The organism is Streptomyces sp. NBC_00080 (assembly GCF_045041255.1).
In the GTDB taxonomy this organism is placed as follows: domain Bacteria; phylum Actinomycetota; class Actinomycetes; order Streptomycetales; family Streptomycetaceae; genus Streptomyces; species Streptomyces coriariae.
Genome location: NZ_CP108235.1, coordinates 7,470,733 through 7,486,242 on the forward strand (window position 1 = coordinate 7,470,733; position 15,510 = coordinate 7,486,242).

Annotated in this window: 15 protein-coding genes; 8 read left to right on the top strand and 7 right to left on the bottom strand. The window is 71.6% G+C overall.

What is annotated here, in order from left to right; genetic code table 11:
* Positions 1-41 precede the first annotated feature (41 nt).
* On the bottom strand, positions 42-905 hold the full coding sequence (locus OHU34_RS33325) for an ArsR/SmtB family transcription factor (RefSeq protein ID WP_405769843.1): 864 nt from the start codon (positions 903-905) through the stop codon (positions 42-44).
* Between the two features lie 34 nt (positions 906-939).
* Positions 940-1,581: a TetR/AcrR family transcriptional regulator gene (locus OHU34_RS33330; protein WP_200840055.1), complete on the bottom strand. Its 642-nt coding sequence runs from the start codon at positions 1,579-1,581 to the stop codon at positions 940-942.
* 91 nt (positions 1,582-1,672) lie between these two features.
* On the opposite strand from OHU34_RS33330, the gene OHU34_RS33335 reads away from it, so the two are divergent.
* The 3 genes from OHU34_RS33335 to OHU34_RS33345 all read left to right on the top strand — a co-directional run bounded on the left by OHU34_RS33335 (position 1,673) and on the right by OHU34_RS33345 (position 3,885).
* On the top strand, positions 1,673-2,824 hold the full coding sequence (locus OHU34_RS33335; protein ID WP_142269975.1) for an acyl-CoA dehydrogenase family protein: 1,152 nt from the start codon (positions 1,673-1,675) through the stop codon (positions 2,822-2,824).
* A 74-nt stretch (positions 2,825-2,898) separates the two neighbouring features.
* Complete coding sequence (locus OHU34_RS33340; RefSeq protein WP_020128241.1) at positions 2,899-3,186, top strand: YiaA/YiaB family inner membrane protein; 288 nt, start codon at positions 2,899-2,901, stop codon at positions 3,184-3,186.
* Positions 3,187-3,258: 72 nt separating this feature from the next.
* Entirely contained in the window at positions 3,259-3,885 is a 627-nt protein-coding gene (locus OHU34_RS33345; RefSeq protein ID WP_142269540.1) for a TetR/AcrR family transcriptional regulator, read from the top strand.
* 19 nt (positions 3,886-3,904) lie between these two features.
* Here the strand turns inward: OHU34_RS33345 and OHU34_RS33350 are convergent, their stop codons facing one another.
* Positions 3,905-4,366, bottom strand: coding sequence for a MaoC family dehydratase (locus OHU34_RS33350; RefSeq protein ID WP_142269539.1), 462 nt, complete (start codon positions 4,364-4,366; stop codon positions 3,905-3,907).
* 130 nt (positions 4,367-4,496) lie between these two features.
* Here OHU34_RS33350 and soxR point away from each other — a divergent pair, with 130 nt between their 5' ends.
* Positions 4,497-5,057 (top strand): redox-sensitive transcriptional activator SoxR, encoded by a 561-nt coding sequence (soxR, locus tag OHU34_RS33355; RefSeq protein ID WP_230196366.1) that lies wholly within the window; start codon positions 4,497-4,499, stop codon positions 5,055-5,057.
* Between the two features lie 112 nt (positions 5,058-5,169).
* Here soxR and OHU34_RS33360 read toward each other — a convergent pair whose 3' ends face one another.
* From OHU34_RS33360 to OHU34_RS33370, 3 genes are all read right to left on the bottom strand, one after another.
* The gene (locus OHU34_RS33360) at positions 5,170-6,237 is read right to left on the bottom strand and encodes an RNA ligase (ATP) (RefSeq protein ID WP_142269537.1); all 1,068 of its coding nucleotides are present in this window, start codon (positions 6,235-6,237) and stop codon (positions 5,170-5,172) included.
* Positions 6,238-6,360: 123 nt separating this feature from the next.
* Entirely contained in the window at positions 6,361-7,071 is a 711-nt protein-coding gene (locus OHU34_RS33365) for a 3-keto-5-aminohexanoate cleavage protein (protein WP_230196367.1), read from the bottom strand.
* 140 nt (positions 7,072-7,211) lie between these two features.
* A complete protein-coding gene (locus OHU34_RS33370; protein ID WP_020128247.1) occupies positions 7,212-7,814 on the bottom strand; it encodes a hypothetical protein in 603 nt (200 codons plus the stop codon).
* A gap of 210 nt (positions 7,815-8,024) precedes the next feature.
* Here OHU34_RS33370 and OHU34_RS33375 point away from each other — a divergent pair, with 210 nt between their 5' ends.
* The gene (locus OHU34_RS33375; RefSeq protein ID WP_405769851.1) at positions 8,025-10,811 is read left to right on the top strand and encodes a penicillin acylase family protein; all 2,787 of its coding nucleotides are present in this window, start codon (positions 8,025-8,027) and stop codon (positions 10,809-10,811) included.
* A 74-nt stretch (positions 10,812-10,885) separates the two neighbouring features.
* Here the strand turns inward: OHU34_RS33375 and OHU34_RS33380 are convergent, their stop codons facing one another.
* On the bottom strand, positions 10,886-12,166 hold the full coding sequence (locus tag OHU34_RS33380) for a serine-threonine protein kinase (protein ID WP_405769853.1): 1,281 nt from the start codon (positions 12,164-12,166) through the stop codon (positions 10,886-10,888).
* Between the two features lie 222 nt (positions 12,167-12,388).
* On the opposite strand from OHU34_RS33380, the gene OHU34_RS33385 reads away from it, so the two are divergent.
* The 3 genes from OHU34_RS33385 to OHU34_RS33395 all read left to right on the top strand — a co-directional run bounded on the left by OHU34_RS33385 (position 12,389) and on the right by OHU34_RS33395 (position 15,492).
* Complete coding sequence (locus OHU34_RS33385) at positions 12,389-13,153, top strand: SDR family oxidoreductase (RefSeq protein WP_020128250.1); 765 nt, start codon at positions 12,389-12,391, stop codon at positions 13,151-13,153.
* A complete protein-coding gene (locus tag OHU34_RS33390; RefSeq protein WP_235034721.1) occupies positions 13,150-14,823 on the top strand; it encodes a class I adenylate-forming enzyme family protein in 1,674 nt (557 codons plus the stop codon). Before OHU34_RS33385 ends, OHU34_RS33390 begins: the two co-directional genes overlap by 4 nt.
* A 75-nt stretch (positions 14,824-14,898) precedes the next feature.
* Complete coding sequence (locus tag OHU34_RS33395) at positions 14,899-15,492, top strand: TetR/AcrR family transcriptional regulator (protein WP_020128252.1); 594 nt, start codon at positions 14,899-14,901, stop codon at positions 15,490-15,492.
* Positions 15,493-15,510 lie beyond the last annotated feature (18 nt).

Here is a 15,510-nt window from a genome sequence, read left to right on the forward strand (position 1 = left end):
CTGCGAGTCCGGGTCACCGCGTGTGGGTCACCGCGTGCGGGTCAGCGCAGCGTCTCCGCCTCTATGCCCAGCAGCTCGGCCAGCGCCTGTTCGCCCGCCGCCGTCACCTTCACGGCCCGCTCGGTGCCGATCCGCACGCACCATCCCGCGTCGAGGGCGTGCCGGCACAGGGCCGCGCCCGCCGCGCCCGCCAGATGCGGGCGGCGCTCGGTCCAGTCGAGGCAGGCGCGGGCGAGCGGCCGGCGGGTCGCGCGGTCGAGCGCGATGCCACTGCCCGCGAACCACCGCAGTCCGGCCTCGGTCAACAGGAACCCGGTGGCCCGCTCCCTGGCCCCCGATGACGCCGATGACGTCGGCCAGCCCGCCGATGACGCCGGTGCAGCCGGTCCGCTCGCCGCCGGTCCCGCCTCCGCCCCGTCGGTCCGTCCCCCCGGCCCGCTCACCGCGCTCAGCAGCCCGTGGGCGGTGAGCGCGTCGGTGACGGCGATGCCGAGCCGGCCGGCGAGGTGGTCGTAGCAGGTCCGGCCCCGGGCCATCGCCGATCCGGCGCTAGCGGCCCGCAGGGTGCGCGGCCGGTGGGCGGGGTGCGGGGCGACCTGGACGGCCAGGTCCTCCACGAGCTGGGCGACCCGGGTGTCGGCGAGCCGTACGTACCGGTGCCGCCCCTGCCGTTCCTCGGCCAGCAGCCCGCCCGCGACCAGCTTGCCCAGGTGCTCGCTCAGCGTCGACGGGGCCACGCCCGCGTGCCGGGCCAGCTCACCGGCGGTCCACGCCCGCCCGTCGAGCAGCGCCAGCAGACAGACCGCCCGCGTCTCGTCGGCGAGGAGCCCGGCCAGTGCGGCCAGCCCCGGCGCCCGTACGTCCCTGTGGTTCCCGGTGCCCGTGATGCTCACGTCTCCCAGCATGCGCGACGGACACTTCGGCGACCGCCGAACCGTGCTAGCGCAGCTGCTCGAACTGCCTGGAGAGCCCGTCCAGCAGTGCCGTCAGCCCGGTCTCGAACGCCCGGTCGTCGATCTTCTCCTGCTGCTCGGCGAGGAGGTGGGCCTGTCCGAGGTGCGGGTAGTCGGCGGGGTCGTAGGCGCTCACGTCGTCGACGAAGCCGCCGGCGAACGAGCCGAGCGCGGAGCCCATGACGAAGTACCGCATCAGCGCGCCGATGGAGGTGGCCTGGGCGGGCGGCCATCCGGCGCGGACCATCGCGCCGTACACCGCGTCGGCGAGCCGCAGCCCGGCCGGCCGGCGGCCGGGGCCCTGGGCGAGCACCGGGACGATGTTCGGGTGGTCGCGCAGGGCGGCGCGGTAGGAGACCGCCCAGTCGCGCAGCGCGGTCCGCCACTCCCGGCCGTCCTCGAACATCGACAGGTCGACCTGTGCGCTCACCGAGTCGGCGACGGCCTCCAGGATCTCGTCCTTCGTGCGGAAGTGGTTGTACAGCGAGGGTCCGCTCACCCCCAGCTCGGCGGCGAGCCGGCGCGTGGAGACGGCCGGCAGGCCCTCCGCGTCCACGAGCGTCCGTGCGGTCTCGACGATCCGGTCGGTGCTGAGAAGGGGCTTGCGCGGTCGGGCCATGGCGCACATAGTAGGGCTGCGGAACGAAAACTAGCACTGCTAATTTAAGTGGCCATCGTGAAGCGGTCCTGAAGGCCTTCCTCTGTGAGGTGATCTCGTGGTGAATCTGGAGCTCAGCGAGGAGCAGGAGGCCGTCCGGCGGCTCGCCAAGGACTTCGTGGACCGCGAGGTCGCCCCGCATGTCGTCGCCTGGGACCGCGCCGAGGACATCGACCGGTCCCTGGTCAAGAAGCTCGGCGAGGTCGGCTTCCTCGGCCTGACGATCGACGAGGAGTACGGCGGCTCGGGCGGCGACCACCTCGCGTACTGCCTGGTCACGGAGGAGCTGGGCCGCGGGGACTCGTCCGTGCGCGGGATCGTGTCCGTCTCCCTCGGGCTGGTCGCGAAGACCGTCGCGGCCTGGGGGAGTGAGGAGCAGAAGCGGCGCTGGCTGCCGGGCCTGACGTCCGGCGAGTACGTCGGCTGCTTCGGCCTCACCGAGCCCGGCACCGGCTCGGACGCCGGCAACCTCGGCACCCGCGCGGTCCGCGACGGCGACTCCTACGTCATCAACGGCACCAAGATGTTCATCACGAACGGCACCTGGGCCGACGTGGTCCTGCTCTTCGCCCGCTCCACCGACGCGCCCGGCCACAAGGGCGTCTCCGCGTTCCTCGTCCCCACCGACACCCCGGGCCTGAGCCGCCGCGCGATCCACGGCAAGCTCGGCCTGCGCGGCCAGGCGACCGCCGAACTCGTCCTGGACGACGTCCGGGTCCCCGCCTCCGCGATGCTGGCGCCCGAGGGCAAGGGTTTCTCCGTCGCGATGTCGGCGCTGGCCAAGGGCCGCATGTCGGTCGCGGCCGGCTGTGTGGGCATCGCGCAGGCCGCCCTGGACGCGGCGGTGCGGTACGCGGGCGAGCGCGAGCAGTTCGGTAAACCCATCGCCCACCACCAGCTGGTCCAGGAACTGATCAGCGACATCGCGGTCGACGTGGACGCGGCCCGGCTGCTGACCTGGCGGGTCGCCGACCTGATCGACCGGGGCCTGCCGTTCGCCACCGAGTCCTCCAAGGCCAAGCTCTTCGCCTCGGAGGCCGCCGTCCGAGCCGCCAACAACGCCGTCCAGGTCTTCGGCGGCTACGGCTACATCGACGAGTACCCGGTGGGCAAGCTCCTGCGCGACGCCCGCGTGATGACCCTCTACGAGGGCACCAGCCAGATCCAGAAACTGCTCATCGGGCGGGCGCTGACGGGGGTTTCGGCGTTCTGATCCGGAGCGCCTGAGTACGTGTCTGAGTAGGTGCGCGGATGTGGCGCCGGCCCCCCGCGCCGAAGCTTGTCCCCATGAGTGACACACCGGTCAAGCAGCAGAGCACGGCGGCGTTCTACGGACAGGCCGTCGCTTCCTTCGGCATCGCCATCGCGGCCACCGCCATCGGCATCTACAACCTCCACACCGACGCCTGGGTGCGCGGCTTCCTGGCGATCGCCGTCCTGTACCTGGTGACCTCCGCCTTTACGCTGGCGAAGGTGATCCGGGACCGCCAGGAGGCCGGGCAGATCGTGAGCCGGGTGGACCAGGCCCGTCTGGAGAAGCTCCTCGCCGACCACGACCCCTTCGAGAAGATCTGAGCAGGCACGCTAAGCGGCCGCTCACCTTCGGCGGTATGGTGTAGCTCCTGTACCGAGAGGGGCGAACGAGCGATGACTACGGCGGAGGAGACGGCCGGCGGCGAGATCGAGCCGTGGGAAGAGGTCACCCCTGACGCGGCCCGGCGACTGCTGGTCGCGGCCGTGGAGGCCTTCGCCGAGCGCGGCTACCACGCGACGACGACCCGCGACATCGCGGGCCGCGCGGGTATGAGCCCGGCCGCCCTGTACATCCACTACAAGACCAAGGAAGAGCTGCTCCACCGCATCAGCCGGATCGGCCACGACCGCGCGCTGGGCATTCTGCGCACGGCGGCCGCCGGCGAGGGCGACGCCACCGGGCGCCTCGCGGACGCCGTGAGCTCCTTCGTCCGCTGGCACGCCGGGCGGCGCACGACGGCACGGGTCGTCCAGTACGAACTGGACGCGCTCGGTCCCGACGCCCGCGCCGAGATCCTCGACCTGCGCCGGCAGGTCGACGCCGAGGTGCGCGGGATCATCGAGGACGGCGTGGCGAGCGGCGAGTTCGCCGTGCTGGACGTGCACGGTACGACCCTCGCCGTGCTGTCCCTCTGCATCGACGTGGCCCGCTGGTTCAACGTGGACGGCCCCCGCACACCCGACGAGGTCGGCGCGCTGTACGCCGACCTCGTGCTGCGGATGGTGGGCGCGGCGAAGTAGCGCCCGGCGGGGGTGGCGCCTAGAGGTAGTAGCGGGACACCGACTCCGCCACGCACACGGGCTTGTCCCCGCCCTCGCGCTCCACGGTGAAGGCGACGGCCACCTGGACGCCGCCGGTGACGTCCTCGACGCCGGTGATCGTCGCGGTGGCGCGCACGCGTGAGCCGACGGGTACCGGGGCGGGGAAGCGGACCTTGTTCGTCCCGTAGTTGACGCCCATCTTCACGTTCTCGACCTTGATCAGCTGCGGGCCGAAGAGCGGCAGCAGGGAGAGCGTGAGATAGCCGTGCGCGATGGTGGTGCCGAAGGGGCCCGCGGCGGCCTTCTCGGGGTCGACATGGATCCACTGGTGGTCTCCGGTGGCCTCCGCGAAGAGGTCGATCCGCTTCTGGTCGACCTCCAGCCAGTCGGTGTACCCCAACTGCTCGCCCACCGCCGCCTTCAGGTCGTCTGCGGACGTGAAGATCCTCGGCTCTGCCATGTCTGCGGCCCTCTCGCGTCATCAGCTGCCCATGTCACCGTGCCATAGGTCTAAGCGACTGCTTAGCATGGTCGGGTGCCGGTCCGATGTCAACGGACCCGCGGACGAGGCGATCGGTAGGCTTCCAGGGGTGCCCCAGATTCCCGAGAAGATCCACGAGCTCACGGTCGGCCAGCTCGCCGCGCGCAGCGGCGCCGCCGTCTCCGCCCTGCACTTCTACGAGACGAAGGGGCTGATCAGCAGCCGTCGTACGGCGGGCAACCAGCGCCGCTACCACCGCGACACGCTGCGTCGCGTCGCCTTCGTCCGCGCGGCGCAACGCGTCGGCATCCCGCTGGCCACGATCCGTGAGGCCCTCGCCGAACTCCCCGAGGAACGCACCCCGAACCGAGAGGACTGGGCCCGTCTCTCGGCGGCATGGCGCGCGGAGCTGGACGAACGCATCAAGCAGCTCAACCGGCTCCGCGACCACCTCACCGACTGCATTGGCTGCGGCTGTCTGTCCCTCGCCACCTGCGTCCTGTCCAACCCGGACGACGCCTCCGGCGAACGGGGTTCCGGCTCACGGCTGCTGGTGGAGAAGAGGGCGGGCGAGAGGAAGACGGTCGAGCAGGGGCCGGGGGAGCAGCGGGCGGGGGAGCAGCGGGAGGAGGGGCGGCGGGAGGAGGAGAAGGCGGCAGGCTGCTGCTGAGCGGAGCCGCGCGGCCTCCCTGCGCCTCCGGTGCGTCCGGTGCGTCAGGAGCACCCCCTCACCCCCGCCCGCCCGCGCGCCGCCACCCCCCCCCGCACACCCACCCGGTTCCTCACTCGTACTCGGTTCCGCCCTTGCGGGTCAGATACGCGCCGCTCACCGCCTTGGCGATCGCCCGTCCCCCCGTCACCGGGCTGTACCGCTCGACGGCCGGCCGGATCACCACGCCCTCGCGCAGGTGCAGCCCGCGTCCGGACACCGTCTCGCGGCCGGTCGCGATCTCCAGGACCCGCTCGCTGTCGTACGGGCCCTCGAACAGGCGGGGGACGAGAGGCAGTTCGCCGTCCAGCAGCTCCGCCGCGTCCAGCCAGCGCACCACGCCGTCGATCTCGGCGGACACGTCGAACACCGCGTACCCGAGGGTGTCGCGCCGGCCGTCCGCGCCGTACGACAGGTCCTGCACACCCGCTCCGTACACCTCGGCGAAGACACCGATCCGGCGCGCGCCCAGCCGGTCGGCGAGACGGGCCGCCGCCTCGGGGACGCCATGGCCGCGAACGGCCCGCCAGTACAGGTTCCTCGGATCCTCCGTCAGGGCGAGGGACTTCGAGCCGAATCCCTTCGAGGAGACGTACACCCGCTCGTCGTCGGCGACATAGGTCAGCAGACATGCCGAGCCGTGCAGTTTCTCGGTCAGGATCACCGGCTCGCCGGGCTCGAAGATGCCGGGGTAGCGCTGGATGTTCTCGATGTCGACCCAGGACAGCAGATCCGGCGCCGCCTCGACGTCGCCGCTCATGGTCGGCGGGATGGGCGGCACCCACTTGACGATGCCCAGCCGCTCCGCGAAGTCCGTGCCCTCCGCGGCGGCCAGCGCCAGGTCGACGTCCGCCAGCGCCTCGGGCCGGCACACGATCCCCTGAGACAGCTCGCCCCGCAGCCGCACCGCCTTCACCCGGTCCGACCCGCTGCCCGCCAGCCGCCCGGTCAGCCCGAGTTCCTCGACGAGCCCGGTGGGGAGCACCGACTGCTCGGGGATGTACAGGGCGGCCTCGCCGGTGCGGTACGCGCCCTTGGCGACGACGGCCCGGTACAGGCCGACCTGCGCCAGTTCGAGGGCGTCGGCGTTGGGGTGTTCGTGGACGGTCAGCACTTCGGCGGTGACGCGCAGCGTCGACATGAGGGCTCCTTCAAGTCCTGCGGGGCATGGCTCGGTTGGGTTTCATCTCCTCAACTCTCCCCGCAGGAAAGGGGTGGAGCGACCGAATATCGGCTGGTAGCGTCCCTCCTCCGATCGGTGGACTCACCCGTGCCGGGCCAGCGCCTCCGTCACCAACTGGGCGTTGGACAGGGCCCGTTCGCCGCTCGGGAGGGTCAGTGTGTCCTCCAGGCCCACTCGGGTCGGCAGGCCCAGCCGCGCCGCCAGCCGCAGTACCGGCCACGCGCCGCCGTCCTCCCCGTGCAGCAGAATCGGACGGCCGAACGCGGTGCCGAGGTCGGTCAGGAGAGCGTGCGCGGTCGCCTCGGCCGTGTCCGGGGCGGTGTCCGTCACCTCCGCGAGCACCCGCAGCACCTTCGGGCCGAGGGGTGAGCGGGCGAACCGGGCCGCGCCGTCCGTACCGGACCAGATGCCGGCCTCCACGCCCACACCTCTCCCGAGAAGGGCGGTGGCCAGCTCCTCCGCGCCCGGCTCGTGCCAGTTGACGGAGGCGTGGTCGGGCAGCACCGTCCAGTCGCGCACCCGGGTGAGCCGGGCCGCCGGGTCCGGGTGCGCCCAGGCGCCGGTCGTCACGCCGACCGGTACGGCCACCCGCGCCCGGATCGCGTCGAGGGTCGCCGCGACCACCCGCGGCGACATCGTGTCCCGGCCGCACGGCGTCTTGGGATGGACATGGACATCCGTGGCCCCCGCCGCGACGGCCTCGGCCGCGGCGTCCGCCATCGCCTCGGGCGTCAGCGGCACGATCGCACCGTCCGCCGCGCCGCGCGCTCCGTTGAGACAGACCTGCACCATGCCCCGATGGTGACACCCGCCCCTGACAACGGCCTCGGTCGGCCGCACCGGCAAAAACCGGGGGTGCGGCATCCCCGGCGCACCCCCGCCGTGCTCTCAGGCCGGCCGGGGGCCGACCTTGGGCAGAACTCGGGCCGGTGTCAGGCCGACACCAGCAGTCGTCCGCTCCTGGCGTACGCCAGGGCCTCGGGCGTGAGCACGGGGCGCGGTACGAGAATTCCGCAGTCCGCGCAGACCGGCCCGGCCGACGGTTCGTGATCCAGGTCGTACTTCCACGGCAGCCGCTCGCCGCCGCACACCGGGCAGCCGGAACCGGGTGCACGCTCCAGCGCGGCGATCAGCTTGCGCAGCACGTCGGCCAGCGGCTCACGGGGGTGGAGCCGCGGGTCGTCGCACCAGGCGACGCCGAATCCGCCCCAGGTCAGCCGGTGCCAGTCGTCCACCGTGCCGGGCCTGCGCAGCCCGTCGTGCTTCTCCTTCTTGCGGCGCTCGGCGAACTCGACCTCGTAGGCCAGCCACACCGCCCGCGCCTCCTCCAACTCGTCCAACGCGGCCACGAGCCGCGCAGGATCGGGGGAGCGGTCCTCCGGACCGAACCCGGCCCGGGAGCACAGGTGGTCCCAGGTCGCGCGGTGTCCGTAGGGGGCGAACCGTTCAAGGCACTTGCGCAGGGAGTACCGCCGCAGTGCCAGATCGCACCGGGGGTCTCGCACCTGTCTCGCCAGACTCCGGAATCCGGCCATCGCCTTGCACCTCCGTCACATCTGCATCTGCACTTCGGTCACTTCGGCGTCGTCGTACGGACGTCGTCGAATAGACGTATCGACATGCGATTCGGCTCCATCCGATTTCCGAGGACCTCCACCTGTCGAAAACTTGACGCATGTTCATCTTCAATCCCGGGGATACCGGCGGTAACCTTCCGCAGACCCCCCCGTCGCTAGGAGCAGCCGATGCCACGGCGAACCCCCCGCTTCACTCTCGACAGACTGAGAACTCCCGGCAGATTCCCCGGGTTCCTGAAGACAGCCTCCGTATGCGCCTTGATTGCCGGTCTTTTGTCGCCGCTTTCCCAAGTGGCGGCAGCCGCCGAGGTCACGGCGGCGAACGACTACTGCGGCGGCCAGTGTTCCGACATCCTGCCGCCCGGCGAGAACGGCAACGCCACCCTGGCGCAGATCCTCCTCAACCAGGCCTTCGGCACCCAGCCCGAACACGCCGAGGACCAGCTCGGCCCCTACGCCAACCTGGCCAAGGGCTACCCCACGCTCACGAACGCCACGATCAACACGTTCTTCAACGACGCGTCGTTCGGTGTCGCTTCCGATCAAGTCGCCTCCACCCTGAGTCCCGCGGGCCGCAGCGACGTCACGATCGTCCGCGACAAGAAGACGGGTGTGCCGCACATCACCGGTACGACCAGATACGGCACCGAGTTCGGCGCCGGGTATGCGGCGGCCCAGGACCGGCTGTGGCTCATGGACGTCTTCCGGCACGTCGGCCGTGGCCAGCTCACCGCCTTCGCGGGCGGCGACCCCTCCAACCAGGGTCTTGAACAGCAGTTCTGGCGCAACGCTCCGTACACCGAGGCAGACCTCCAGGCCCAGATCGACAACGCGGTGGCCGGCAACGGCACCCGCGGCCAGCAGGCACTCGCCGACGCCAACGCCTACCTGGCCGGCGTCAACGCCTACATCGACGCCTCCGACAGCGGCCGCTACTTCCCCGGTGAATACGTCTTGACCGGCCACAAGGACTCAATCACCAACGCGGGCACCATCGACCACTTCAAGATCACCGACCTGGTGGCGCTGGCCTCGGTCATCGGCGCGCTCTTCGGCTCGGGCGGAGGCGGGGAGGTCAACAACGCGGTGTCGCTGCTCGCCGCGCAGGAGAAGTACGGGGTGGAGCAGGGCACCCAGGTCTGGGAGGCGTTCCGCGAGCGCAACGACCCCGAGGCCGTGCTCACCGTCCACGACGGCCAGAGCTTCCCCTACGCCACGAAGCCCGCGAGCCCGCAGGGCGCGGCACTCCCCGACACCGGCTCGGTGACCTCGGAGCCGCTGATCTACGACGCCACGGGCACCGGCGGCGACGCCACGGCGACCGCCACCTCCGCCACGGCGACCGCGACCGCCCTCAGCTCGGCCAGGCGCGGCATGTCCAACGCCCTCGTCGTCAGCGGCCAGGCCACCGCGAGCGGCCACCCGATCGCCGTCTTCGGCCCGCAGACCGGCTACTTCGCCCCGCAGCTGCTCATGCTCCAGGAGATCCAGGGCCCGGGCATCAGCGCTCGCGGTGCCTCCTTCGCGGGTCTGAGCATGTACGTCGAGCTGGGCCGCGGCCAGGACTACGCGTGGAGCGCCACGACCTCCGGCCAGGACATCATCGACACCTACGCGGTCGAACTCTGCCAGGACGACTACCACTACCTCTTCCACGGCACCTGCACGGCCATGGACGTGGTGGAGCAGAAGAACGCCTGGAAGCCCACCACCGCCGACGGGACGGCCGCCGGTTCGTACACGATGCGCGTGTACCGCACCAAGTACGGTCCCGTGGAGTACCGGGCGACCGTGGGTGGCAAGAAGGTCGCCTACACGACCCTGCGCTCGTCCTTCATGCACGAGGCCGACTCGATCATCGGCTTCCAGATGCTGAACGACCCCGACTACGTCAAGAGCCCGCAGACCTTCCAGAGCGCGGTGCAGCACATCAACTACACCTTCAACTGGTTCTACGCCGACTCCACGCACACCGCGTACTACAACAGCGGTGACAACCCGGTACGGGCGAGCGGCGTCGACGCCGAGTTCCCGGTGTGGGCGCAGCCGGCGTACGAGTGGAGGAGCTGGGTGCCGGCCACCAACACGGCCGCGTACACACCGGCCTCGGCGCACCCCAACTCCATCGACCAGGACTACTACGTCTCCTGGAACAACAAGCAGGCCAAGGACTACTCGACGGCGTCCTGGGGCGACGGTTCCGTGCACCGCGGAAACCTGCTGGAGGACCGGGTGAAGAAGCTGGTCGCGGCCGGCGGCGTCACCCGCGCGTCCCTGACGAAGGCGATGGCGGACGCCGCCCTCGCCGACCTGCGCGCCGAGGACGTCCTGCCCGATCTGCTGAAGGTGATCAACAGCTCCACGGTCACCGACTCCACGGCCGCGGCCGCGGTGACCAAGCTCCAGACCTGGCTGACGGCGGGCGGCAGGCGGACGGAGACGTCGGCCGGCTCCAAGACGTACGCCGACGCCGACGCGATCCGCATCCTGGACGCCTGGTGGCCGCTGCTGGTGAAGGCCGAGTTCGAACCCGGCCTCGGCACCGGCCTGTACACGGCGTTCACCGCGAACCTGCCGATCGACGAGGCTCCGTCGGCCGCCCACGGCCCGACCGGGGCGCACGCCGGAAGCTCCTTCCAGTACGGCTGGTGGAGCTATGTCGACAAGGACATCCGGGCCGTGCTCGGCGAGTCGGTGCAGGGCGCGCTGCCCCAGAAGTACTGCGGCAGCGGCACCGTCAGCAGCTGCCGGGACATCCTCATCAGCACGCTGAAGACGGCGGCCGGCAAGACCGCGGCCCAGGTCTACCCCGGCGACACCCTGTGCGCGGCGGGCAACCAGTGGTGCGCCGACTCGATCGTCCAGCGCACCCTGGGCGGCATCAAGCACGGCAACATCGGCTGGCAGAACCGGCCCACCTTCCAGCAGGTGGTGGAGTTCACGTCACACCGGTAGTCACGTCACACCGGTAGCCACGTGCCACCGGTGGTCATGTCACACCGTCGGCCCCTGCGGTGGCGGGGCGCGTCCTAGCGGATCCGGCCCGCCGCCAGCACCAGCCGCGCCAGCTCGGGGTGCACGATGTCACTGTGCGCCCCGGCCGGCGCCCCACCACGCCGGACCACCGCCGCCGCGTCGACGTTCACGCACCCCGACGTCGGCAGGGGCCGGGACAGCGCGTCGGCCAGCACGCGCGCGTGCGTGCCCGGCACGGCCTGCACCCCGTCGTGCCCCAGGGCGCCCCACTTGGCTCCCAGCACCTCCCCGACGAGCCCCCGGGCGTCGCCCGCCATCCGCGAGGCCAGCGGGTACATGGTGCTCAGCGCCTGGTCGAACCGTGAATAACAGCACACCAGGGGGCCGTCGATCCGGTTCTGCTGGCCCTGGAGCACCCCTCGCGGGGCGAACGCGTAGTGCGAGAAGGCGCCTTGGAGCAGCGTCACGGACTTCACCGTGCGCACGCCGTCCGGCAGCCCCCGCAGCGCGAACGACACCAGCCGCCCGCCGAAGCTGTGCCCCACCAGATGTACCCGAAGGGCCGGCGCCGTCGTGGCCAACCGCCCGACGAGCGGCCCGAGTCCACGCTCCCCGACCGTCCCGGCGCGCCGCTTCATCGCGTAGTACGTCGCCTGCCGCAGCAACTCGTGCGCCCCGTCCCACGGGTTGGGCAGCGCGAACTCCCCGGCCCCCGGTGCGGAGTCGAGGCCGGACAGGGCCCGCGCGAACTGCTCGCAGGCCACCGCCGTCGGGCAGGCGAACATCTCCGGCTCGTCCTGCGGCACACCCTCCGCCAGCGTGTCCGCCCCGAACAGAGCCTGCGGTCCCGGCGGCACCACGTCCACCAGCAGCCGCACCAGCCGGCCGAACTCCTCCAGCTCGGCCTCCTCGGGCGGCCGCTGCTCCAGCAGCCGTGCGATCCGGTCGACCACCGTGGCCCGGCCGGGGAACGTCTCGAGGAGCGCGTGCCGGGTGTCCCCGTCCAGGGCCGGGCGCCGGGTCTCCTCGGCCGCCGCCGAGCGCGGCAGGTCGGGGATCGGCTCGTCCGAGAACCGCATCGACGGCCACACCACGCCCACGTAGCCGATGCGCGCCGCCGGGGCCAGCGCGGGAATCGGGGCGAAGAAGCGGCTGTAGAGCCGGGTCGCGCCGGAGCGGTCGCTGTTCCAGCCGTGCGCGAAGACGATCAGGTCACGGACACCGCTCCGCTTCACCCCGGTCAGCAGCCGGTCCCGCCGCGCGCCGTCGGCGTCCCCGTCGGCGTCGAAGATCAGCTCCCAGTAGGGAGTCACGCTCATCGCCGGATCCGCCATGACTGGTCCCCTCGTCCCCCGAGCGGTGCGCCAAGTGCGCGTATCGTCCTGCGAACGGGGGCAATTGGCCATACGTCACGGCTCATGCGTACAAGCGCCGATCCGGCCCTGTCCACCGGAACGGGCCCGAGCCGATCCGGGGCAGCCCTTCCGTCACAACATACCGACTGGTTAGTCTGGCGATAGAGCCGATTCGTGCCGCAGTCGCGTCGAAGGAGACCGATGGTGGAAGCCGTGCAGGATGCCGGAGTGGTCGTGACCGGAGCGGGAGGCGGTATCGGGGCCGCGCTGGCCCGCCGCTTCGCCGCCGAGGGAGCCCGGGTCGTCGTCAACGACCTGGACGCGGACCGGGCGCACGCCGTCGCCGACGAGATCGGCGGGATCGCGGTCCCCGGCGACGCGTCCGAGATCGTCGACCGGGCCCGGGAGGCGCTCGGCGGCACGGTCGACGTGTACTGCGCCAACGCCGGAGTGGCCTCGGGCGGCTCGGAGTCGGCCGAGGAGGCCGTCTGGGCGCTCGCCTGGGACGTCAACGTCATGGCCCATGTCCGCGCGGCCCACGCGCTGCTCCCGGACTGGCTGGAGCGCGGCCGGGGCCGGTTCGTGTCGACCGTGTCCGCCGCCGGGCTGCTCACGATGATCGGCGCCGCCCCGTACAGCGTGACCAAGCACGGCGCGTACGCCTTCGCCGAGTGGCTGTCGCTGACCTACCGCCACCGCGGGATCAAGGTCCACGCGATCTGTCCCCAGGGCGTGCGCACCGACATGCTGGACGCCACCGGCAGCGCGGGCGACCTGGTACTCAAGCCGACCGCGATCGAGCCGCAGGACGTGGCGGACGCCCTGTTCAAGGGCATCGCGGAGGACCGCTTCCTGATCCTGCCGCACCCCGAGGTCGCCGGGTACTACCAGGTGCGGGCCCAGGACCCCGACCGCTGGCTGACCAACATGAACCACCTCCAGCAGAAGTGGGAGACCGCCGAATGACCGTGTCCGCCTCCCGTTACGCGGCCAAGCCCTGGGTGGCCCTCCTCGACGAGGCCCAGCGCGCCCCGATCGACCCGGCCGACTCCCTCGTGCACGCCTTCCGCAGGTCCGTCGCCGAGGCCCCCGACCGCACCTGTCTCGCCTATTTCGACGGGCGGCTCAACTACCGCGAGGTGGACGAGCTCAGCGACTCCGTGGCCGGTCACCTCGCCGCCCGTGGCCTGGAGCCCGGTGACCGGGTCGCCGTGCTGCTGCAGAACTCCCCGCTCTTCGTCCTCGCCCTGCTCGGCGCCTGGAAGGCGGGCGCGACCGTCGTCCCCGTCAACCCGATGTACAAGTCGGGCGAGGTCGCCCACGTCCTGCGGGACGGCGAGGTGGCGGCGCTGATCTGCTCCGACCGGGCCTGGGAGTCGTATCTGCGGGAGACGGTCGCCGACTCGCCGGTGCGGATCGTGCTCACGGGCTGCGAGCTGGACTTCCAGACCCGCGGCGACGCGCGCGTGCTGACCTTCGAGCGGCTCCCGCAGGCGGCGGACGCCGACGATCTCACCGCCGTCGCCCGCGCCGGCCACAAGGCCCCCGAGGGCCGCGAGGCCGCCCCCGCCGACATCGCCCTGATCAGCTACACCTCGGGCACGAGCGGCGCCCCCAAGGGCGCCACCAACACCCACCGCAACATCATGGTCAACGCCGAGCGGCAGCGCACCGGGCTGCGCCTGCCCGAGGCGCCCGTCTACTACGCCCTCGCGCCGCTGTTCCACATCACCGGCATGGTCTGTCAGCTCGGCGCCTGCCTGAACAGCGCGGGGACCCTCGTCCTGACGTACCGCTTCGAGGCGGGCGTCGTGCTGGAGGCGTTCGCCGAGCACAAGCCGCACTACACGGTGGGCCCGTCCACCGCCTTCATGGCGCTGGCGGCCCACCCCGGCGTCACCCGCGACCACTTCGCGTCCTTCGTGAACATCTCCTCCGGCGGCGCGCCGGTGCCGCCCGCCCTGGTGGAGAAGTTCCGGGCGGGTTTCGGGCCGTACATCCGCAACGGCTACGGACTCACCGAGTGCACCGCGCCCTGCGCCTCCGTGCCGCCCCAGCACGAGGCGCCGGTCGACCCGGCCTCCGGGACCCTCGCCGTCGGCGTGCCCGGGCCCGACACGGTCGTCCGTATCGTCGACGAGCAGGGCGCGGAGGTGCCCTTCGGCGAGCAGGGCGAGATCGTCGTGCGGGGTCCGCAGGTGGTCCCCGGGTACTGGCGCCGCCCCGAGGCCACCGCCGAGACCTTCCCCGACGGCGAGCTGCGCACCGGCGACATCGGCTTCATGGACGAACAGGGCTGGCTGTACGTCGTGGACCGCAAGAAGGACATGATCAACGCGTCCGGCTTCAAGGTGTGGCCGCGCGAGGTCGAGGACGTGCTGTACACGCACCCGGCGGTGCGCGAGGCGGCCGTCGTCGGGGTGCCGGACGGCTATCGCGGCGAGACCGTCAAGGCGTACATCAGCCTGCGTCCCGGCGCCGACGCGGATGCCGATACGCTCGCGACCTACTGCAAGGACAGGCTGGCGGCGTACAAGTATCCGCGCCAGGTGGAGATCCTGCCCGACCTGCCCAAGACGGCGAGTGGCAAGATCCTCCGTCGGGAGCTGCGCTCCCGTCCACAGGACAGTCAGTGACAATCAGCGTCAGGTCAGCAGCACGACAGCCGGTACGGCTCGCCGATGCGGCATAGAGGAAGGCAGGTGGCGGCAGTGCCCAGGACGACGGACGGTGCAGAGGCCCCTGTTCCGCAACGGCTGCTTGCCGCCGCCACCCGGCTCTTCGCCGAGCAGGGCTACGACCGGACCTCGGTGCAGGAGATCGTCGAGGCGGCAGGCGTCACCAAGGGTGCGCTGTACCACTACTTCGGCTCCAAGGACGACCTCCTGCACGAGGTGTACGCGCGCGTGCTGCGCGTGCAGCAGGAGCGGCTGGACGCCTTCGCGAACGCCGACGAGCCGATCGAGAAGCGGCTGAGGGGCGCGGCGGCGGACGTCGTCGTCACGACGATCGAGAACCTCGACGACGCGTCGATCTTCTTCCGCTCGATGCATCACCTGAGCCCCGAGAAGAACAAGCAGGTGCGGGCCGAGCGCCGGCGCTACCACGAACGCTTCCGCGCCCTCGTCGAGGAGGGCCAGGAGGCCGGCGTCTTCTCCACGGCGACCCCGGCCGACCTGGTCGTGGACTACCACTTCGGCTCCGTGCACCACCTGTCGACCTGGTACCGCCCGGACGGTTCCATGGGGCCCCAGGAGGTCGCCGACCATCTGGCGGATCTGCTGCTGCGGGCGCTGCGCCCCTGAGCGGACAAGGACACAGGT